This window comes from Micromonospora sp. NPDC047187 (genome assembly GCF_040643355.1).
GTDB lineage: Bacteria > Actinomycetota > Actinomycetes > Mycobacteriales > Micromonosporaceae > Micromonospora > Micromonospora salmantinae.
In genome coordinates this window covers 1-20,082 of the sequence record NZ_JBEYUF010000009.1, presented here as the reverse complement: position 1 = coordinate 20,082, position 20,082 = coordinate 1, and the positions used below count along the sequence as shown (strand labels likewise).

At 71.2% G+C, this 20,082-nt stretch carries 16 protein-coding genes; 6 read left to right on the top strand and 10 right to left on the bottom strand.

The genetic code is table 11. From position 1 onward, the window contains the following. Nucleotides 1-32: 32 nt before the first annotated feature. Nucleotides 33-983: an NUDIX domain-containing protein gene (locus ABZ794_RS16760; RefSeq protein WP_357516155.1), complete on the bottom strand. Its 951-nt coding sequence runs from the start codon at nucleotides 981-983 to the stop codon at nucleotides 33-35. A 353-nt stretch (nucleotides 984-1,336) separates the two neighbouring features. Next, nucleotides 1,337-2,287: an NUDIX domain-containing protein gene (locus tag ABZ794_RS16755; protein WP_210783350.1), complete on the bottom strand. Its 951-nt coding sequence runs from the start codon at nucleotides 2,285-2,287 to the stop codon at nucleotides 1,337-1,339. A gap of 143 nt (nucleotides 2,288-2,430) precedes the next feature. On the opposite strand from ABZ794_RS16755, the gene ABZ794_RS16750 reads away from it, so the two are divergent. Continuing rightward, nucleotides 2,431-2,799, top strand: coding sequence for a PspC domain-containing protein (locus tag ABZ794_RS16750; protein WP_210783348.1), 369 nt, complete (start codon nucleotides 2,431-2,433; stop codon nucleotides 2,797-2,799). A 7-nt stretch (nucleotides 2,800-2,806) separates the two neighbouring features. Here ABZ794_RS16750 and guaA read toward each other — a convergent pair whose 3' ends face one another. Both guaA and ABZ794_RS16740 read right to left on the bottom strand, forming a co-directional pair. Then, nucleotides 2,807-4,363: a glutamine-hydrolyzing GMP synthase gene (guaA, locus tag ABZ794_RS16745; protein WP_124856346.1), complete on the bottom strand. Its 1,557-nt coding sequence runs from the start codon at nucleotides 4,361-4,363 to the stop codon at nucleotides 2,807-2,809. Between the two features lie 66 nt (nucleotides 4,364-4,429). Beyond that, nucleotides 4,430-6,127 (bottom strand): GMC family oxidoreductase, encoded by a 1,698-nt coding sequence (locus tag ABZ794_RS16740; protein WP_357516152.1) that lies wholly within the window; start codon nucleotides 6,125-6,127, stop codon nucleotides 4,430-4,432. A 145-nt stretch (nucleotides 6,128-6,272) separates the two neighbouring features. Between ABZ794_RS16740 and ABZ794_RS16735 the strand changes: the two genes are divergently transcribed. Then, complete coding sequence (locus ABZ794_RS16735; protein ID WP_210783344.1) at nucleotides 6,273-7,391, top strand: LCP family protein; 1,119 nt, start codon at nucleotides 6,273-6,275, stop codon at nucleotides 7,389-7,391. Nucleotides 7,392-7,398: 7 nt separating this feature from the next. On the opposite strand, the gene ABZ794_RS16730 is transcribed toward ABZ794_RS16735, so the two are convergent. Further along, nucleotides 7,399-8,856: a M1 family metallopeptidase gene (locus ABZ794_RS16730; protein ID WP_357516150.1), complete on the bottom strand. Its 1,458-nt coding sequence runs from the start codon at nucleotides 8,854-8,856 to the stop codon at nucleotides 7,399-7,401. Between the two features lie 110 nt (nucleotides 8,857-8,966). Next, complete coding sequence (locus ABZ794_RS16725; RefSeq protein ID WP_238689866.1) at nucleotides 8,967-10,364, bottom strand: M1 family metallopeptidase; 1,398 nt, start codon at nucleotides 10,362-10,364, stop codon at nucleotides 8,967-8,969. Between the two features lie 212 nt (nucleotides 10,365-10,576). Here ABZ794_RS16725 and ABZ794_RS16720 point away from each other — a divergent pair, with 212 nt between their 5' ends. After that, entirely contained in the window at nucleotides 10,577-11,692 is a 1,116-nt protein-coding gene (locus tag ABZ794_RS16720) for a sugar phosphate isomerase/epimerase (protein ID WP_210783338.1), read from the top strand. Between the two features lie 71 nt (nucleotides 11,693-11,763). Here the strand turns inward: ABZ794_RS16720 and ABZ794_RS16715 are convergent, their stop codons facing one another. Together ABZ794_RS16715 and guaB are read right to left on the bottom strand one after the other, a co-directional pair. Continuing rightward, entirely contained in the window at nucleotides 11,764-12,882 is a 1,119-nt protein-coding gene (locus tag ABZ794_RS16715) for a GuaB3 family IMP dehydrogenase-related protein (RefSeq protein WP_112589254.1), read from the bottom strand. A 30-nt stretch (nucleotides 12,883-12,912) separates the two neighbouring features. After that, complete coding sequence (gene guaB / locus ABZ794_RS16710; RefSeq protein ID WP_210783336.1) at nucleotides 12,913-14,475, bottom strand: IMP dehydrogenase; 1,563 nt, start codon at nucleotides 14,473-14,475, stop codon at nucleotides 12,913-12,915. Nucleotides 14,476-14,661: 186 nt separating this feature from the next. Between guaB and ABZ794_RS16705 the strand changes: the two genes are divergently transcribed. After that, nucleotides 14,662-15,081: a DUF5319 domain-containing protein gene (locus tag ABZ794_RS16705; protein WP_030337860.1), complete on the top strand. Its 420-nt coding sequence runs from the start codon at nucleotides 14,662-14,664 to the stop codon at nucleotides 15,079-15,081. Nucleotides 15,082-15,231: 150 nt separating this feature from the next. Here the strand turns inward: ABZ794_RS16705 and ABZ794_RS16700 are convergent, their stop codons facing one another. Beyond that, nucleotides 15,232-16,047, bottom strand: a complete 816-nt coding sequence (locus ABZ794_RS16700; protein WP_210783334.1) for a response regulator transcription factor — start codon at nucleotides 16,045-16,047, stop codon at nucleotides 15,232-15,234. 253 nt (nucleotides 16,048-16,300) lie between these two features. Between ABZ794_RS16700 and ABZ794_RS16695 the strand changes: the two genes are divergently transcribed. Beyond that, nucleotides 16,301-16,684, top strand: a complete 384-nt coding sequence (locus tag ABZ794_RS16695) for a WhiB family transcriptional regulator (protein ID WP_091406539.1) — start codon at nucleotides 16,301-16,303, stop codon at nucleotides 16,682-16,684. Between the two features lie 714 nt (nucleotides 16,685-17,398). Continuing rightward, a complete protein-coding gene (locus ABZ794_RS16690; RefSeq protein WP_357516147.1) occupies nucleotides 17,399-17,965 on the top strand; it encodes a hypothetical protein in 567 nt (188 codons plus the stop codon). Nucleotides 17,966-18,222: 257 nt separating this feature from the next. Here the strand turns inward: ABZ794_RS16690 and ABZ794_RS16685 are convergent, their stop codons facing one another. Further along, entirely contained in the window at nucleotides 18,223-19,908 is a 1,686-nt protein-coding gene (locus ABZ794_RS16685; protein WP_357516145.1) for a molybdopterin-dependent oxidoreductase, read from the bottom strand. Between the last annotated feature and the right edge of the window lie 174 nt (nucleotides 19,909-20,082).

The following is a 20,082-nucleotide window of genomic DNA, read 5'->3' as shown; positions in this document are numbered from 1 at the left end:
AGGGTCACCAAGTCGGCTCACCGAGCGGGGTGCTATCGGCCACTCTGTCCGATTGCCACGACAGCGATGTCGCTCAACGGCAGGTCAGTCGCCTCGTCCCGGGTGAACCACCCCGCCCGCGCCGTCGACCCTCCGGCGGACTCGGTGACCACCGCGTCGGTGGGTACGTCCACCAACACCCGATAGATCACCCGTACGCCGTGCCAGTCCAGAGGTCGGCCCTCCGGGCCCAGCGCGGCCGGATTGTGCAGATTGTTGACGCCGAGAAGCTCCACGACCCGGCCCACCTGCCCGCCCTCCTCGACCAACTCCCGCAACAACCCGGTGGCCGGCTGCTCGCCGTGGTCGGTGCCACCGCCGGGCAGATGCCACAGCCCGGCCCCCGGGTAGCCCGCTGCGATCTGGGTGAGCAGGATCCGCCCAGCGGGGTCGCTGACCAGCCCGTACGCCCCGAAGCGCAGCCGGCGGTCGGGGTGCTGCTGCGGGAACAGGTCCCGCGACCGGTGCGCCGCCGGCGACAGTGGGGTGACCGGCAGGCCGAGCGCCTCGGCGGTGAACGGGGTCAGCGGCAACTGCGCCACCTCCGCCGGCGAAAGCCAGCAAGCGTGATCAACCAGTCCAGCCTCGACGCCCGGCAACCCGCCCCCGAGCCGCACGCTCTCAGGCCCCGAACCGTCGGACGGTGCGCCGTGGGGAGTGCTGAGCTCGAACAACAGCCGGTCGGTGTGCAGCGCGGCCTTGTCCTCCGGAAAGGTGGCCACATCGGCGACCACCGCGAGTAGTCGCGTCACCGCGACCGTCAACCCGGCCTGCTCGGCGACCTCGCGGACCACGGCGCGCTCCGGGTCCTCGGCATGCCCGACGGCACCGCCCGGCAACCGCCAGACGCCGGGAAACTCACCCTCCACCCCGTCCCGAACCACAAAGACCCGGCCCGAGTCCCGCAAGAGCCCGTAGGCCCCGACTCGACGCGTGAATTGCACCTTTGCTCGCCCCCGCTTCGCACCCACACTTGTTGATCAAGTTATCGCCGTCCATCTCGCGTTCCGACAATAACTTCATGATCAACGCGAGACGGTGCACGGGGAACCCGCGGAGCTTGGCGAGCCGGCGCGTTCGGGCCGAGGTAGCCGGCCCTTGACGACAACCGACAAGCCTCGTTCAGCGCCCTTCAGCCCGTTTCGCGACCGGCCCGCTTCACCCCATCAACCCTCATTGTCGAGTCCATTCGCGTCACGGCAGGTCGAGTCCAGCGCTGATCACAGGCTGGAGGCAGCGTGGGGCGAGGCACGGCCGGCGGCGCGGTGCGCGCTGACCCCTCGCGGACTGGTCGGGGTCAGGTGAGTTGGGCGGCTTGGACTGCCTCGGCGGTCACCTCGGTGAGGCGGTCGGTGGGGAGGGCGCCCAACTCCTCGCGGCCGAACCAGCGGGCCTCACAGGTGGAGCCGCCCACGTCGGCCACGGTCAGTGGGTTGGGCTGGTCGACGACGACCCGGTAGAAGGCGCGTACGCCATGCCAGTCGATCGGGTAGCCCTCGGGGCCGAGTGAGGCGGCGTCGCGGTGGCTGGCGACGCCGAGCAGCTCGACGAGGCGGCCGGCCTGGCCGGTTTCCTCGATCAGCTCCCGGATGAGTGCCGCGCCGGGCTGCTCGCCGTAGTCGGTGCCGCCGCCGGGCAGGTGCCAGCAGCCGGCGCCGGGGTAGCCGTCGGAGATGCGGGTGAGCAGCACTCGGCCGGCGGGGTCGGTGCAGACCGCGTACGCGGCGAAGCGCTGGGCCCGGTGCAGCCCGTCGGGGCCGGGCACGGCGTAGAAGGAGGGGAACTCGGGTGCCTCGTCGGGGACCACGTCGGCCGAGGAGGCGGGCAGCCCGAGGGCGCGTGCGGTGAACGAGCGCAGCGGCAGCTCGCGCGCCTCGTCGAGGGTGTACCACCGGGCCAGGTCGGTGGGGCGCTCGCCGACCCGGTCGGCGAGGGTGCCACCACGCACGGCCACCCGGTAGATCAGCCGGTCGGTGTGGATGGTGATGCCACGGTCGGGGAGTGCCCGCATGTCGGCGAGCACGTCGGCCAGGCCGGAGACGGCGACGGAGAGGCCGGTTTCGGCGGCGGTCTCGCGAACGACTGTGTGGTTCGGGTCCTCGCCGTGGTCGACCGCCCCGCCGGGCAGCGACCACGCGCCGGGGGTGCCGGAGCGCTCCGATGCGCGGACCAGCAAGACTCGGCCGCTTGAATCAGCACAAACTGCGTATGCCGCGATCCTGCGGAGCGGCTTGAGCAAGGTGGTCACGGAAGCAAATTCTCCCCGGGCCGGGTTACCGGAACGGAAAAGAGTCGGATTCCTGACTATCTGTTCCCGGTCAGGGATTGGTCAGGGTAAGGATCCGGGCGGTCACCGAGGGCGGGCCCGGCGCCAGCGCGGACCGTGGGGGTATGACATCGACCACCGCTCCCCGTGCCCCGTACAAGCAGCTTCGGCGACCCACCACCGACCGCATGGTCGCCGGGGTCGCCAGCGGCGTCGGCCGCTACTTCGCCGTCGATCCCACACTGGTCCGGGTGATCTTCGCGGTCACCGGCCTGCTCACCGGCGGGCTCGCGCTGTTCGCGTACCCGATCATGTGGTTTCTGATGCCGGAGGAGCCCACCGGCGCGCCGGCCTGGCCGCACGCCGCGGGCGTCGCGCCGCAGAACGGCCCGCCGCCCACCGCCGGGCCCGCGCCCGGCGGGCCACCGCAGGGGTACGCCCCCACGCCGCCCTACCCGCCGACGACCCCGTCCAGCCCGCCGCCGGCGGCCTGAGCGGCGCTCACTCCCACTCGATGGTGCCCGGCGGCTTGCTGGTGACGTCCAGGACCACCCGGTTGACCTCGGCGACCTCGTTGGTGATCCGGGTGGAGATCCGGGCCACCACGTCGTAGGGCAGCCGGGACCAGTCGGCGGTCATCGCGTCCTCGCTGGAGACCGGGCGCAGCACCACGGGGTGCCCGTAGCTGCGCCCGTCTCCCTGCACACCGACGCTGCGCACGTCGGCGAGGAGCACCACCGGGAACTGCCAGACACCCCGGTCGAGGCCGGCGGCGGTCAGCTCCTCGCGGGCGATCAGGTCGGCCTGGCGGAGCAGGTCGAGGCGCTCCTGGTCGACCGCGCCGATGATCCGGATGGCCAGACCGGGGCCGGGGAACGGATGCCGCCAGACCATCGCCTCGGGCAGGCCCAGTTGGAGGCCGAGCGTCCGGACCTCGTCCTTGAACAGGGTGCGCAGCGGCTCGACCAGCGCGAACTTCAGGTCCTCCGGGAGGCCGCCGACGTTGTGGTGGCTCTTGATGTTGGCGGTGCCGGTGCCGCCGCCGGACTCCACCACGTCGGGGTAGAGGGTGCCCTGGACGAGGAACTCGACGTCGCCGTGTGCGGCGATCTCGCGGGCCGCGGCCTCGAAGACCCGGATGAACTCCCGACCAATGATCTTGCGCTTCTGCTCCGGGTCGGTCACCCCGGCGAGCGCGCCGAGGAACCGGTCGGTGGCGTCGACCACCTTCAGCTTGATGCCGGTGGCGCTGACGTAATCCTTCTCCACCTGCTCGGCCTCGCCGGCGCGCAGCAGGCCGTGATCGACGAAGACACAGGTGAGCTGGTCACCGACGGCCTTGTGCACGAGCGCCGCGGCGACCGCCGAGTCCACCCCGCCGGAGAGGCCACAGATGACCTCCTTGTCGCCGATCTGGGCGCGGATCCGGGCGACCTGCTCGTCGATGATGTTCTCGGGAGTCCAGGTCGGCTCGATGCCGGCGATGTCGTAGAGGAAGCGGGTCAGCATCTCCTGGCCGTGCGCTGTGTGCCCGACCTCCGGGTGGAACTGCACGCCGGCCCGGCGCCCGGCCAGGTCCTCGAAGGCGGCGACCGGCGCGCCCGCCGACTCGGCGGTCACAGTGAAGCCCTCGGGCGCCTCGGTGACGCAGTCGCCGTGGCTCATCCAGACCGGCAGGTCCGCCGGCAGGTCACGCAGCAGCACACCGGGGTCGAGGAGGCGGGGGCGCAGCGGAGTGCCACCGTACTCACGGTTGCCGGTCCTGGTGACAGTGCCGCCGAGCGCCTGGGCCATCGCCTGGAAGCCGTAGCAGATGCCGAAGACCGGCACGTCGGCGCTGAACACGCCCGCGTCGATCTGCGGCGCGTCCGGGGCGTAGACGCTGGCCGGACCACCGGAGAGGATGATCGCGGCGGGGTTCTTCGCCAGCATCTCGGCGATCGGCATCGAGTGCGGCACGATCTCGGAGTAGACCTTCGCCTCACGGACCCGGCGGGCGATGAGCTGGGCGTACTGGGCTCCGAAGTCCACCACGAGGACGGGGCGAGGCAGGCTCATGTGCACGAAGCCTACCGACAGTCACGGCCGCAGCCGGCACCGGCTCGCCGTGGCGGCCGGCAGGGTTCAGGAACGCAGCGCACCAGGGGCGTCCGCCGGGACGGCCGGGTGGCACGGGGGTACGGGTGTGAGGCGGCGGTACGGGGCGCCGAGCGCCGGGCGGGGGTCCTTGTCGCCCTTGTTGGGCCAGAACGACATCGCCCGTTCCGCCTGCGCGGTGATCGTCAGGGACGGGTTCACACCCAGGTTGGCCGAGACCGCCGCGCCGTCGACCACGTGCAGCCCGACGTGCCCGTACACCCGGTGCCAGGGATCGATGACCCCGTCGGCCGGGGTGGCGCCGATGACCGCCCCGCCCAGGATGTGCGCGGTCATCGGGATGTCGAAGGGTTCGGTGAGTGAGCCGCCGGGGGTGCCGCCGATCTCGTCGGCGAGCATTCGGGCGGCGGTGTTGCCGGCCGGGATCCAGGTGGGGCTGGGCGTGCCGTGGCCCGGGCCGGTGACCAACCTGCTGCCGAGCGGGCCACTCCGCCACCGGGTGGTCAGCGAGTTGTCCACGGACTGCATGACCAGGGCGATCACCGTCCGTTCCGACCAGCCGCGTACCGACAGCATCCGCGCCGCCAACCGGGGCTGCCGCACGATGCTGCCCAGCCAGCGGCGTACCCGGTGCGGGCCGCCGTCGACCAGCAGCGACTGGAGCAGCCCCATCGCGTTGGAGCCCCGCCCGTAGCGGACCGGCTCGATGTGTGTCTGCGGGTCGGGGTGGAACGAACTGGTGATGGCCACCCCCTCGGTGTAGTCCAACCGCTCGGACCGGGCCCGTTGCCGTGGCACCGAGGCGCCGAGGATCGCCTCCGAGTTGGTCCGGGTCAGCTCGCCGAGACGGGGCGAGAGCCCGGCCAGCGCACCGTCGGTCCGCATCCCGTGCAGCAACCGCTGGGTGCCGAGCGCCCCGGCGGCGAAGACCACCTGGTCGGCGTGGATGACCTGCCGAGTCTTGCGCAGCCAGGCGCCGGTGCGTTCGGTGTGCACCTCGTACCCGCCGCCGTCGGCGGGCCGGACGGCGGTCACAGTGGTCAACTGACGGACCGTGACCCCGAGCCGTTCGGCGAGCCAGAGGTAGTTCTTCACCAGAGTGTTCTTCGCACCGTGCCGGCAGCCGGTCATGCACGAGCCGCAGTGCAGGCAGCCGGTGCGTTCCGGGCCGGCACCGCCGAAGTACGGGTCGGCGACCCGCTGGCCGGGCCGGCCGATGTGCACGCCCACCGGGGTGGCGTGGAAGGTGTGCCCCACCCCCATCCGCTCGGCCACCGCGCGCATGGCGCGGTCCGCGCCGGTGTGCACCGGGTACGTGGTGACGCCGAGCATTCGTTTCGCCTGGTCGTAGTGGTGGGCCAACTCGTCGCGCCAGTCGGTGATGTCCCGCCACTGGGGGTCGCTGTAGAAGGCCGGCAGCGGTTCGTAGAGGGTGTTCGCGTAGACCAGCGAACCGCCGCCCACCCCGGCGCCGGAGAGCACCAGCACCCCGCCGCCGGATCGCCTGTCGGCCGGGCGGAGCAGGGTGAGCCGTTGGATGCCGTAGCAGCCCAGCTTCGGTGCCCAGAGGAACCGGCGGACCCGCCAGGACGTCTGCGGGAACTCGTCGTCGGCGAAGCGGCGGCCGGCTTCCAGCACCGCTACCGAGTAGCCCTTCTCGGCCAGTCGGAGCGCGGTGACGCTGCCACCGAAGCCGGACCCGATGACGACCACGTCGTACCGCATGGACGCATCATTACTCGCGAGTAGCGCTCGCGCCAGCGGCACTTTTCGCGCGATCATGCTCCGGCCGACCGACCCGGCGTCTTCCGGCCGCAACCCGGAGCACCCGTCGGAGCGTTGTTCACCAGACGGGTGGAAGGAATCCAACATGGTTCTCGGGTCGATGGCGCCGCGCCGACGGTGGCTGCTGCTGGGGTTGGCGGCCCTGGCCGTCGTCGCGCTGATCGCGGCCGGCACTGTGGTGATCACCCGACTGACCGGCGACAACAAGCCGGGCGGCGCTCCGGTGGCCGGCTCACCGACCCCGACGCCCATCGGCACGCCGACGCCGAGCCCCAGCGGCCCACCGCCGGGCGCGGACATCACCGGCCCGCTCAACCTGCTGCTGGTCGGTGTGGACACCCGGGTCAGCGTGCCCGGGTGGGAGCCGCACTCGGACGCCGTGCTGGTGCTGCACGTACCCAAGGGGTTGGATCGGGCGTACCTCTTCTCGCTCCCCCGCGACCTGCTGGTGGACATCCCGGCGTTCCCGAAGGCCGGCTACAAGGGCGGCAAGACCAAACTCACGCACGCGATGAGCTTCGGCAGCCGGGTGCCGGGCAAACCCAAACAACCCAGCACCGCCCAGGGGTACGAGCTGCTGCGCAGCACTGTCAGCGGTTACACCGGGCTGCGCATCGACGCCGGCGCGGTGCTCACCTTCAACGGGTTCGACCGGCTGGTCGACGCCCTGGGTGGGGTGGACATCTACGTCGACCAGCGGGTCGAGTCGCTGCACCGCCGACCGGACGGCAAGCACCGGGAGAGCGCGCCGGGCGGCTACAAGGGGCCGCAGCAGGTCTACGAGAAGGGCGACCGGCACCTCAACGGCTGGCAGGCGATCGACTACGCGCGGCAGCGCTACATCACCGGCGGTGACTACGCCCGGCAGCGTCACCAGCAGCAGCTGATCCGGGCGATGACCCGCAAGATCCTGGACGAGGGCCTGGCCCGGCAACCGGAGCGCGTCGACCAGGTGGTCTCCGCGCTGGGCGACACGCTGGTCTACGTGGGCGGGCGCCGGATCGTGGACATCGCGTACGCCCTCAGTGGCCTGCCGGAGAACCGTTTCACGCTGGTCGGGCTACCCGGTTCCGGCGTCGGCAAGGGCACCGCCTACCGGGGTGAACAGCTGACCAGCGAGGGCCGGAAGTTCCTCACCGAACTCCGCGCCGGACGCGCCGACGCCTACCTGGCCGCCAACCCCAAACTGGTCGTCAAGAACTGACCGCCGCTCAGAGCCGCTTCGGCAGGGCCGGCTTCCTGGTGCCGTAGAGCCAGGCGTCGAAGATCGCGTCGAGCTGCTTGCCGGAGATCCGCTCGGCCACTGCCACGAACTCGGCAGTGGTGGCGGTGCCGTCGCGCTTCTCCGCCGCCCAGGTCTTGACGATCTCGAAGAACGCCTTGTCGCCGACGGCCACCCGCAGGGCGTGCAGGGTCATCCCGCCGCGCTGGTAGACCGACTCGCTGAACAGCTTCTCCACGCCCGGCTTGCCCGGCGGTGTCTGCCACACCTGCGCGGACATGCTGGCGTACCGACTGTCGAACGCCTCCTTGGCGGTGTACGCCCTGGTGTGCTCGGCCCAGAGCCACTCCGCGTACGTCGCGAAGCCCTCGTTGAGCCAGATGTCCTCCCACTTGGCCAACGCGACGCTGTCGCCGAACCACTGGTGGGCCAGCTCGTGGGCGACGACCTCGGTGTTCTCGCCCTGCCGGAAGAAGCTCGCCGCGTAGACCGGTCGGCTCTGCGTCTCCAGGGCGTAGGAGATCCGGCTGTCGGAGATCACCACCCCGCCGTACGCGTCGAACGGGTACGGCCCGAACACACTCTCCAGGTAGTCGGCCACAGCGACGGTCTGCGCGATCGACGCGTCCGCGTTGCCCTTGGCCTCGGTGGTGGTGACCGCGTTGTAGACCGGACGGCCCTTGTGCTCGCCGGTGGTGATCCGGAACTTGCCGATCACCAGCGTGCTCAGATAGCTGGCCATCGGCGACTTCTCCGACCACTTCCAGGTGGTCCAACCGCCCGTGCTGGTCTTCCCGCCGGGAACGCCGTTGCTGATCGCGGTCAGGCCGTCCGGAACGGTGACCTCGAAGTCGTAGGCAGCCTTGTCCGACGGGTGGTCGTTGACCGGGAACCAGGTGCTGGCCGACTCGGGCTGACCCAGCGCGATGGCACCGTCGGCGGTGTGCAGGAAACCGCCGTCACCGAGCGCCTCGTTCTTCAGCGGCTTCGGCTTGCCGGCGTAGGTGACCTCGGCGACGAACCCGTTGCCGTTGATCAGACCGGAAGCCGGCTTGATCACCAGCTCGTTCCGCTTGCGGCTGTGGATCGCCGGTGCGCCGTCCACGGTGACCGCGCCGACGGTCAGGCCGGCCAGGTCGAGGTTGAACGTCGACAGGTCAGCGGTCGCGGTGGCCCGCACTGTGGTCGTACCCGTCAACTGGTCCTTGGCCGGGTCGTAGCGCACCTTCACCGTGTACCGCCCGACGTCGTAGCCGCCGTTGCCGTAGGTCGGGAAGTAGGCGTCGCCGACCCCGTCGGCGCCCGCTGTGAACGTCCGCGCCGGCGTGGGGGACGCGCTCGGTGGTAGGGCCGTCTCCGGCCCCGCCGAGTCGCATCCGGACAGTGCGAGCGCACCGGTCACCAGCAGGCCGGCAGCCACTCGCAGTCTGTGCCGCGTCCCCCGCATCCCACACCCTTTCCGCACGGTGGCCGGTCACGGCCTCCGCCGTCCCGCGCGAACGGGCACCCACCCGCCGTTCGCAGGCGGCAGCATATCGACCGGGCAGCGGGGCCGGGTCACGGCAGTGTGGGGGCCGACCCACCCACCAACCAGGCGTCGAAGAGCGGACGCAGTTGCCGCCCGGCGACCCGCTCGGCCAGCGCGACGAGGTCCGCGGTGGTCGCGTTGCCCGCCGCCCGCTCGCTGGTCCAGGTACGCAGGATGCGGAAGAAGAGGTCGTCACCGACGGTCCGGCGCAACGCGTGCACGGCGAGCGCCCCGCGCTTGTAGACGGCGGTGCCGAACATCTGCTCCCGGCCCGGCTCGACCGACGGCTGCGTCCAGTCGGTCGCCGCGTACTGGATCTCGAAGTTGCGCTGGGCGGTCCGGCCGCCGTCGTGCTCCTCCCACAACCACTCGGCGTAGCTGGCGAAGCCCTCGTTGAGCCACATGTCGCTCCACCTGGTCAGCGACACGCTGTCGCCGAACCACTGGTGCGCCAGTTCGTGCGCGACGACGCTCGGGTTCGGCCGGTCGTCAGCGAAGAAGCCGGGCCCGTACACCGGCCGGGACTGGGTCTCCAGCGCGTAGCCGATCCGGTCGTCGGCGATCACGATGCCCCCGTACGAGTCGAACGGGTACGGGCCGAAGCGGCTGGCCAGGAAGTCGACGATCGCGCCGGTGCGGGCCAGCGAGGTGGCCGCGCCGCCGGTCGCCGGCAGGCTCGCGGCCACCGCCGTGACCATCGGCCGGCCGGCGTGCGTGCCGGTCACCACCCGGTAGTCACCGATCACGAGCGTGCTCAGGTAGCTGGCCATCGGGGCGCGCTCCGACCAGCGCCAGGTGGTCCAGCCGTCGGCGCTGCTCTTCGGCCCGGGAACGCCGTTGCTCAGCGCGGCCAGGCCGTCCGGGACGGTCACCGCCAGGTCGTAGGTGGCCTTGTCCGACGGGTGGTCGTTGACCGGGAACCAGGTGGCGGCCGACTCGGGTTGGCCGAGCGCCACCGCGCCGTCGGCGGTGTGCAGGAAGCCGCCGCTGCCCAACGCCCCGTCGTCGACGGCCGTGGGGACGCCCGCGTACTCGACGGTCACTGTGAACTGCCGGCCGCGCGGCAGTCCGTCGCTGGGGGTCACCACCAACTCGCCGTCGCCGCGTCTGTGCTCGGCCGCCGCGTCACCCACGCTGACCGCGCGAACCTCCAGGCCGACCAGGTCCAGGTTGAACCGGGACAGGTCCTGGGTGGCGGTGGCCGTGATGACGGCTCGACCGGTCAGCCGGTCGGTCGACGGGTCGTAGCGGACGTCGAGGCCGTAGTGCCCGACGTCGTAGCCGCCGTTGCCGTGCCCCGGCACGTACGGGTCGCCGACGTCGGCCGCGCCGGGCCGGAAGCCGTCGCGGTCATCGCCGGTACAACCGGCGGCGGCCAGCCCGATCGCGCAGGTCAGCGCGGCGGCGACGCTCAGTCTCCGTCTGATCAGGACCACGCGCACCCCTCCTGCGGCGTTCCGGCCTTTCGCGGCGTTCCGGTCAGGACGAGCGTAGTCAGCATCGCGGGCCGAGCGGCCGGTATCGACGATCATCAGTGACTTTCGTCGAATCGAACAAAAGCTGCCGTCGATCGAACCTTTCTTTCGACTTAGACCGACGTTAGTGTCTGTCTCCGACCACCGTCGCGAAAGGTGGAACCATGCCAGACCACACCGCCCCCGACGCCACCCCCACCGGCCGGCTCAGCCGCCGATCCCTGCTCGCCGCCTCCGCCGGCGCCGCCGCCGCGATCGGCGCGGCCGGGCTACCCGTCCTCGCCACCGGCACCCCCGCGCTCGCCAACCCCGGCAACGCGAGCAAGCTGCGGGTGGAGCCGCTGATCCCGGCCAGGAACCGCGGCATCATCCTCTACAGCGTCCGCGACCGGATCACCGCCGCACCCGACGACAGCGGGGTGCCGTACGGCTTCGAGCGCGTCCTCGCCCGACTCGCCGAGATCGGTTACAAGGAAATCGAGTTCGCCGGCTACACCCAGAGCACCGAGATCCTGGGCCGGCAGATCACCCCCGCCGAGATCCGCAAGATCCTCGACGACAACGGCCTGGTGGCCAACGGCACCCACGCCTCGATCCAGCCGGCCACCTTCCAGCAACAGCTGGACATCGCCGAGGAACTCGGCATGAAGAACATCGGCACCGGCAGCGACCCGACCAGCAGCGCGTACAAGGCCGAGTGGGACGCCGCCGCGGACATCTGGAACGAGCTGGGCCGGCAGGCCAAGGCCCGGGGCATGCGGCTCTACACGCACAACCACGACGCCGCGTACAACTTCCTCATCGACCGGGGCCCGCGCGACGCGCAGGGCCGGCAGACCCGGTCCTCCGGCATCCGCCGGCTGGAGTACTTCTTCGAGATCACCGACCCGCGGTACGTCTTCTTCGAGCTGGACATCTACTGGGCCTACGTGGCCCGTTACAAGCACCAGAAGTACGTCAACCCGGCCGGCCAGGAGGTGACCGACCTGTTCGACCCGATCCTCACCGTGGCCGACCGGACCACCCGGTTCCCGCTCTTCCACGCCAAGGACGGCGACCGGGACACCAGCGTGCCCAACGGGTACCAGATGACCCCGCTGGGCGACGGCGACCTCAACTTCCAGCAGTTCTTCCAGACCATCGGCGAACGCAACTTCCACCACGCCAACTGGGAGATGGACACCGCCCCCGGCGGCGTGGACAACAAGGGCCAATCGCTCGACTTCGCGGCGACCAGCTACCGCAACATGTCCGACCTGACCATCTACGTGGAGAAGTGACTCCGCGCTGAACGCGACGAAGGCCGGCCCCGCACCAGGCGGGGCCGGCCTTCCGGCGTCTGACGGATCGGTCAGCGGTCGAGGACCAGACCGACCTTCTGGAACTCCTTCAGGTCGCGGTAACCGCACTTGGCCATCGCCCGACGCAGCCCACCGAACAGGTTGAGCTGGCCGTCGGCCTCGTCCGCCGGCCCGAAGAGCAGCTGCTCCATCGACCCGAGCGGCTCACCGGAGACCTCGAAGGCACCCCGGGGCAGCGACGGGTGGCTCGCCGCCGAGTGCCACCAGGCACCACCGGCGGGGGCCTCGTCGCAGAGCGACAGCGGCTCACCGAGCATCACCGCGTCCGCGCCGCAGCCGAGCGCCTTGGCGATGTCGCCCGAGGTCTGGATGTCACCGTCGGCGATCAGGTGCACGTACCGGCCGCCGGTCTCGTCCAGGTAGTCACGGCGGGCCGCCGCGGCGTCGGCGATCGCGGTGGCCATCGGCACCCGGATGCCCAGCACCGACTCGGTGGTCGACCACTCGTCGCCACCGATACCCACGATCACGCCGGCCGCGCCGGTACGCATCAGGTGCAGCGCCGTCTTGTAGTCGGTGCAGCCACCGACGATCACCGGCAGGTCGAGGTCGGCGATGAACTCCTTGAGGTTCAGCGGCTCATCGGTGGTCGACACGTGCTCGGCCGAGACGATGGTGCCCTGGATGACCAGGATGTCCACCCCGGCGTCCAGGATCACCGGCGCCAGCGCGAGGGTGTGCTGCGGGGAGACCCGCACCGCCACCGTGCTGCCACCGGCGCGCAGCTCGCGGACCCGCTCCGCGATCAGGTCCGGGCGGATCGGCTCGGCGTACACCTCCTGGAGCCGCTTGGTGGCGCGGGCCTCCTCGTCGAGGCCGGCCAGCTCGTCCAGCACCTTGGTCGGGTTCTCGTAGCGGGTCCAGAGCCCCTCGACGTTGAGCACGCCGAGGCCGCCGAGCTGACCGAGCCGCACCGCCGAGGCCGGGCTCATGGTGGCGTCGGAGGGGTGGCCGACGCACGGAATGCCGAACGGGTACGCGTCGAGCTGCCACGACGTCGAGACGTCGTCGACGTCGCGGGTACGGCGGCTCGGCACGATGGCGATGTCGTCCAGGTGGTAGCCGCGCTGCGCGGTCTTGCCCAGCCCGATCTCGACCACGTCACGCATGGGGGACTCCAGGTGGTTGGGGGTGTTGGGTCAGCGGGTGTGGTAGTTGGGCGCCTCGACGGTCATCTGGATGTCGTGCGGGTGGCTCTCCTTCAGACCAGCCGCGGTGATCCGGATGAGCTGGCCCCGGCGGTGCAGATCGGGGATGTTCTCCGCACCGGCGTACCCCATGGCCAGCCGCAGCCCGCCGACCAACTGGTGGGCGACCCGGGACAGCGGCCCCCGGTAGGGCACCTGACCCTCCACGCCCTCGGGGACCAGCTTGTCGTCGCTGAGCACGTCCTGCTGGAAGTAACGGTCCTTGCTGTACGACTTGGCCTGACCCCGGGACTGCATCGCGCCGAGCGACCCCATCCCGCGGTACGTCTTGAACTGCTTGCCGTTGACGAAGATCAGCTCGCCGGGGCTCTCCTCGCAACCGGCCAGCAGGCTGCCGAGCATCACCGTGTCGGCGCCGGCCACCAGGGCCTTGGCGATGTCGCCGGAGTATTGGATGCCACCGTCGCCGATCACCGGCACGCCGGCCGGGCGGGCGGCCCGGGCCGCCTCCATGATCGCGGTCACCTGCGGCACGCCGACCCCGGCGACGATCCGCGTGGTGCAGATCGCGCCCGGCCCCACGCCCACCTTGACGCCGTCGGCGCCGGCGTCGACGAGCGCCTTCGCGCCGGCGTACGTGGCCACGTTGCCGCCCATGATGTCGACCGCCACGTCGGCCTTGAGCCGGCGGACCATGTCCAGCACGGCCCGCTGGTGACCGTGCGCGGTGTCCACGATCAGCACGTCGACGCCCGCGTCGACCAGGGCACGGGCCCGCTTGTACGCGTCCTCGCCCACACCGATGGCGGCGGCGACACGCAGCCGGCCGGCGTCGTCCTTGCTGGCGTCCGGGTACTGCTCGCTCTTGGTGAAGTCCTTCACGGTGATCAGGCCACGCAGCCGGCCCGACTCGTCGACGATCGGCAGCTTCTCGACCTTGTGCTGACGCAGCAACGCCAGGGCGTCGTCCTTGCTCACCCCGACCCGCGCGGTGACCAGCGGGGTGTGGGTCATGATCTCCCGAACCGGAGTGTTCGGCTCGGAGACGAAACGCATGTCCCGGTTGGTGACGATGCCGACCAGCTGGCCGTCGCCGTCCACCACCGGAACGCCGGAGATGCGGTAACGGCCGCACAGCTCGTCGACCTCGCGCAGCGTGTCGTCCGGGCTGGCGGTCACCGGGTTGGTGATCATGCCGGACTCGGAGCGCTTCACCAGGTCGACCTGGAGGGCCTGGTCCTCCAGGGAGAGGTTGCGGTGCAACACACCGATGCCACCCTGGCGGGCCATGGCGATCGCCATCCGGGCCTCGGTCACCGTGTCCATCGCGCTGGACAGCAGCGGAATGGACAACTCGATGTTGCGGGTGAGCTTCGTCCGGGTGTTGACCCGGCTGGGCACCACGTCCGACTCGCCCGGCTGGAGCAGCACGTCGTCGAAGGTGAGGCCGAGCGGAACCACCCGGGCGGAGCCGGCCGGCAGCTCGGGCAGGTGGCCGCCCAGGTCGGCGTGCTCGACGCCGGCCGGAAGATCGGTGCTGGGCGAATTTTCCACGATTGCTCCCCTGAGCTGCTCGGATGGGCTTCAGCGAGGTGGCGCGGGCGGGCACCGGAGCGCGCCACGATGCCGGCACGTCGCCTCATCGTACCCAGTGAGCTGGGCGACCCGTCCGTGGCAGGCCGGGCCGGCGCGGAGGCCGGGGGGCGGACGTTCGCGCCGCGTTGGGTCTACGGTGAGGGGGTGCACGACGAGCCCATCGACCCGTTCAATGGCGACCCGGCCGATCCGACCGCGGGTCTGGATGACCCGGGCGATGACGCGACGCCGGATCCGCTGACCGACGTCGAGCGGCAGGATGTGCTGGAAGACCTCGCTGACCTGGAGATCTACCAGGCTCTGCTGGCCCCGATCGGGGTTCGCGGGCTGGTGATCGAATGCGAGGACTGTCGCGAGCCGCACTACTTCGACTGGGACCTGCTCCGCGGCAACCTGCGGCACCTGCTCAACTCGGGCCGACCCCGGGTGCACGAGCCCGCCTACGACCCGGACCCGGACCACTACGTGACCTGGGACTACGCCCGGGGGTACGCGGACGGGGTGCACGACACCCTGTCCGAGGGCACCGAGGACGAGCCGGGCGCCCCGACCGCCACCAAGTAACGCCGCCGGGCGGCGGGTACCCCCGCTGCCGCGCGGCGTGCCCCGCTGCCGCGCGGCGTGCCCCGGCTGCCGCGCGCCCCGGGCGCTTGCAGTAGCGCAGCGTGCCCTGCAGTCGCGCCCGGTGCCCTGCAGCCACGCGGCGTGCGTATGTCAGGCGACCAGACCGGCGCGGAAGCCCGCCGCCACCGCGTGGGCTCGGTCCCGGGCGCCAAGCTTGCGGAACAACCGGCGGGCGTGCGTCTTGACGGTGTCCTCCGAGACGAACAGCTCCCGGCCGATCTCCGCGTTGCTCTTGCCCTCGGCCATGCCGAGGAGCACCTGAAGCTCACGCTCGGTGAGGCCGATCGACGCCCGACTGGGCCGGGCGTTCGGGGCGGGACGGCCCGGGTCGGTCTGCGCCGGCGACTCGCCGGTCCCCGCCTCCGCCTCGTCGTCGCCCCGCTGCACCGGCACCGACGCCACCCCGGCCGGCCCGTCGGCGGCTGCGGCCGCCCAGCCGGGCTCACCGGAACCGCGCGGCGACGGCCCGGAACGGCCGGAACCACCCACCGCCGCCGCGTCGCGGGCCGGATCGGTGATCCGCTGCCGGGAGGCTCGGCCAGGCGCCGTGAGCAGCAGGAGCGCCTTGGCCACCGCGCTGGTCAGGTCATGGTCGACATTCTGGATGAGCCCCCGGGCGCCGGCGCTGATGGTGGCCGCCGCGGCCTCGGACTCCTCGGTGCCGAGCAGCAGCACCGCCGCCTGCGGCGCACGTGCCAACACCCGGCGGACGAAGCCGGCGCTGTCCGGCCGGGTCAGGGCCGTGTCGGCCAGGACCACGTCGGCCGGTCGCTCGGCCAGCCGCAGCATCACCTCGGGATCAGAGACGGCGGTACGAACGATCGCGGACAACCCCAGCCGCGCGGCAGCAGAAGTAAGGTGCTGGGCCGCGAGTGGTGTCCGAACGCACACAAGAACGGTACGCACTGTGGTCTCCTCTCCGCCAACGAGCAGACCATGACGCGGTCGGCTGGGGAGGGGGTTCCCGGCAATCCTTCGAACTTTTCCGACAGATGGGGCAAAAGCCGCAATTTCCTGGACGTTTTCGATCACAGACGTGTGAGTTGACGACAGCCCGGGTACCGGGAGATCCAGGCCGGGAACGGTGCGCCTGCGCGGCCCGCCGCCCGGATGCCGGCCATAAGGATTCTCGCGGAGCCGCGCGGGAGGAGGGGTGCTGATGTCGAACGTACGTAGACTGCCCGGACCCATCGTCGATCTCTGGGACTGGCAGCGACTCGGTGCCTGCCGAGGGCGCGACAGCGCCCAGTTCTTCCACCCCGACGGTGAGCGTGGTTCTTCCCGGCTGCGTCGCGAGTCCGCTGCCAAGTCGGTCTGCCGCGCCTGCCCGGTTCGCGCCGAGTGCGCCGCCCATGCCCTGTCGGTACGGGAGCCTTACGGCGTGTGGGGCGGCTTCAGCGAGTCGGAGCGCCTGCGGCTGCTCGCCGTCGGCTGGGAGGACCTGGCAGACCGCCGGCACGCCCGGGTCGACGTCGCACGGCTGGAGGCCCGACTGGGCCGCCCGCACAAGTCGACCGTCCCGGCTCAACGCAACGTCGCCTGACCCGACGCGTCTCCAACATCCACGAAACCGCGCCCTCACCCTGGGGGCGCGGTTTCTTGTCGTTCATGCGGTTCCCCCACCACCAAGGCCCCCGCCGCCGCCAATGCCTTGATCAACACGGCTTCCTTGATGTCGGGGCATCCCGTCGGCCCGGACACCCCCCGACTTCAAAGAACCCGAGTGGATCATGCCAAGTGGCCGGTCCGAGGGGCAGGCAGATTAAACGGCCTGGGAGGTTTGTCCGTTCTGGGGGCATTCAGGCGGGTACAGGGCTTAGGCTGCTGCGAGGTACGCGACCTTTGTCCGGTGATCGGGCGCACTCGTGGGCCGGAATCATGGCCGGGCCGGGGTCGTTACACACCCTGACGATCGCAGCACCACCGACCGGCCGCCGCACCCATGGGCTGGTCGCACAGGCCGGAATGCCAGCCTCCACCGGGTCGTTACAGTCCCCACGAACGACCACCGGGCACCGCCACGACGAGGGTGCTGATGGATGGGCCGACCCCGGAATGGCCCCGGCCCCCCGGTCGTTACACAGGGACCCGGCGCCACGAGCTCCCCGCTCGCCAGGTCGCCGACCCCGACGCCCGACCGGGTGTCACCCCCCAAGACTTTTCCCCTTAGTGCAGCGCCGGACGAGGTGCTCACACCCATCACCGCCGTCCCCCTCTTTGGCGGTGTGGGTGTTCTACCCCCGAAGGAGCTACCCCCATGAACACGATCTTCCGTAAGAGCATGCTGTCTGTTGCTGGTCTCGCGTTCGCCGGTGGTGTGTTCGCCGGCCCGATCGCCGCCCACGCCGCTACCCCGGCCGTGGATGCCAAGGCGGTTGCGGTGGCCGTGCAGTCGGCGGCGCCGAAGCCGCAGGGCGAGCAGTCCCGCATCACCCTCAACGACGAGCAGACGGCGAATGTGAAGGCGATCATCGCGGCCACCAAGAAGGCCGGTCTGCCGGAGCGGGCCGCGGTCATCTCGATCGCGACGAGCCTGCAGGAGTCGAAGTTGGAGAACCTGGGTCACCTGGGTGACCGGAACGACCATGACTCGCTGGGTCTGTTCCAGCAGCGCCCGAGTTCGGGTTGGGGTACTCCGGAGCAGATCACCGACCCTGAGTACTCGACGACCGCGTTCTTGAAGGGTCTGAAGCAGGTTGACGGGTGGCAGGACATGCCGCTGACCGACGCCGCGCAGACGGTGCAGGTGTCGGCCTACCCGGACGCCTACGCCCAGTGGGAGCAGCAGGCCACCGACCTCGTCGCCCAGCACTGGAACAGCTGACAGCACTGCGGAAACCCGCGCACCTGAGCACCACAGCACCACACCGACCACTGGCCGGCACCCCGCAACCCGGGGCGCCGGCCAGCGGCGTTTCTTGGCTCTGAGTGCGCAGATCTTGGACATTTTCCGTCCGGCCCTAACGGAAAGTGTCCAAGATCTGCGGACCGGGTTCTGGGGTACCACCGGTCAACCAGCCGGCCCGCCGACCCGCAGAGCAGGTCACGGACACCGCCCGGGTGGCGACGTCATGGCGTGGATCAGCGGACGGTGACAGTGATCGTGTGCCAGCCGGTGGCCCCGTCCGGGACGACGTCCTGCGTACGTTCGGTTTGGGTCTCACCTGTCGCGTCCGTCGCGCGGACCTGAAGCCGGTGCTCGCCCGGTGTGGCGTCCCAGCGCCAGGACCACTGCACCCAGGTGTCCACCGACACGGTCGGGGCCAGCGCGGCTTCCTGCCACGGGCCGTCGTCGACGCGTACCTCGACTCGGCGGATGCCCCGGTGTTGCGCCCAGGCCACCCCGGCGACGGTCACCGGGCCGGCTGTCAGCCGGTTACGTCCTCTGGGCGTGTCGATCCGGGACTGGGTCTTGATCGGCCCCTGGGGCGACCAGCCGCGCGGCACCCAGTACGCGTCGAAGTCGGCGAACCGGGTCAGCTCCAGTTCGGTCACCCATTTGCAGGCCGACACGTAGCCGTAGAGGCCCGGCACCACCACTCGGACCGGGAAGCCGTGCTCGACCGGCAGCGGCTCGCCATTCATCCCGACGGCCAGCAGCGCGTCCCGTCCGTCGCGCAGCGCGGCGGTGGGGGTGCCGCAGGTCCAGCCGTCGACCGACCGGCCGACGACCTGGTCGGCGTCGTCGTCCGGCTCGACCTCGTCCAGCAGTTCCCGCAGGGGTACGCCGAGCCACAGGGCATTGCCGATCAGGTCCCCGCCCACCTCGTTGGAGACGCAGGCCAGCGTGACGTACCGCTCGACCAGCGGTCGGGCCAGCAGATCCGCGTAGCTGTAGGTGCGTTCCCGGCCGACCCGTCCGTGGATCCGCAGCCGCCAGGTGTCCGGGTCGACCTGGGGCACCACCAGCGCTGTGTCGATCCGGTAGAACCCGAAGTTCGGGGTGACGTACGGCGCGAGCTGCGCCAGTGAGAGGTCCGCGCCCGCCGGTACGGCCGGTGCGGCGGCGACCGGCGCGGGCAGGCGGATCGCGTCGCGGGCTGCGGACACACCGCGCCGTCCCGCCAGCCACCGCCCACCGAGGCCGGCCACCACGGCCGTGCCCAGCAGCACCCCGCTGCCGGTGAGGAACCGCCGCCGCGACTCCGGGTCCACTTCGGCAGGCCCGACCGGTTCGACAGCCGCCGTCGGCCCGGCCGGAGTCACCGGCACCGGCCCCGCCGGAGACACCGGCACCGACTCACCCGGCGACCCCGGACCAACCGACGACCCCGGGCCAGCGGACGACACCGGGTCGGCGGGCGGCGTGGGTGGTGACCAGGACCAGGGGTCCAGCTCGAACGGTCCGCCGATGAACAGCCAGAGCACCAGGGCACCGAGACCGGCGCCGACCAGGGACGGCAGCGCGTCGGCGAGGTCAGCGCCGGAGCGGGTCAGCGCGGCGGCCACGCCGATGGCGCCGAACGCGGCAATACCGGCCAGGCCGAGTGCCAGTCGGCGGACCGCCAGTACGCCGAAGAGCGCGGCGAAGCCTGCCAGCAACACGGCAGTGCCGACCAGCAGCGCGATCTTGTCGGCGGTGCCGAAGAGGTCGATGGCTAGTTGCTTCAGCGACTCGGGGACGGCGTCGACGATCACCCCGCCGACCGCGACCAGGGGCGCCGACCGGGGACCGGTCAACACCGCGACCGGTTCGGCGATCCCGATCGCGACGGCGGCGGCGGTGATTCCGGCCAACGCGGCGTACCGCCGTGACGTGGTGCTCATCGGCCCAGTGTGCGCGATCATCTCGCCCGGTCGCCAACAACGTCAGCGTTCGGTAATGACCTACCAGCCCGCGAGAACGAGCCGGGGGGGGCCCCCCCAACCCCGGGGGGCCCCCCCACCCGGGGTGGTAAGCCAACACTAAACACGGCGCGGGCGGGGGGGGGGGGGAGTGGG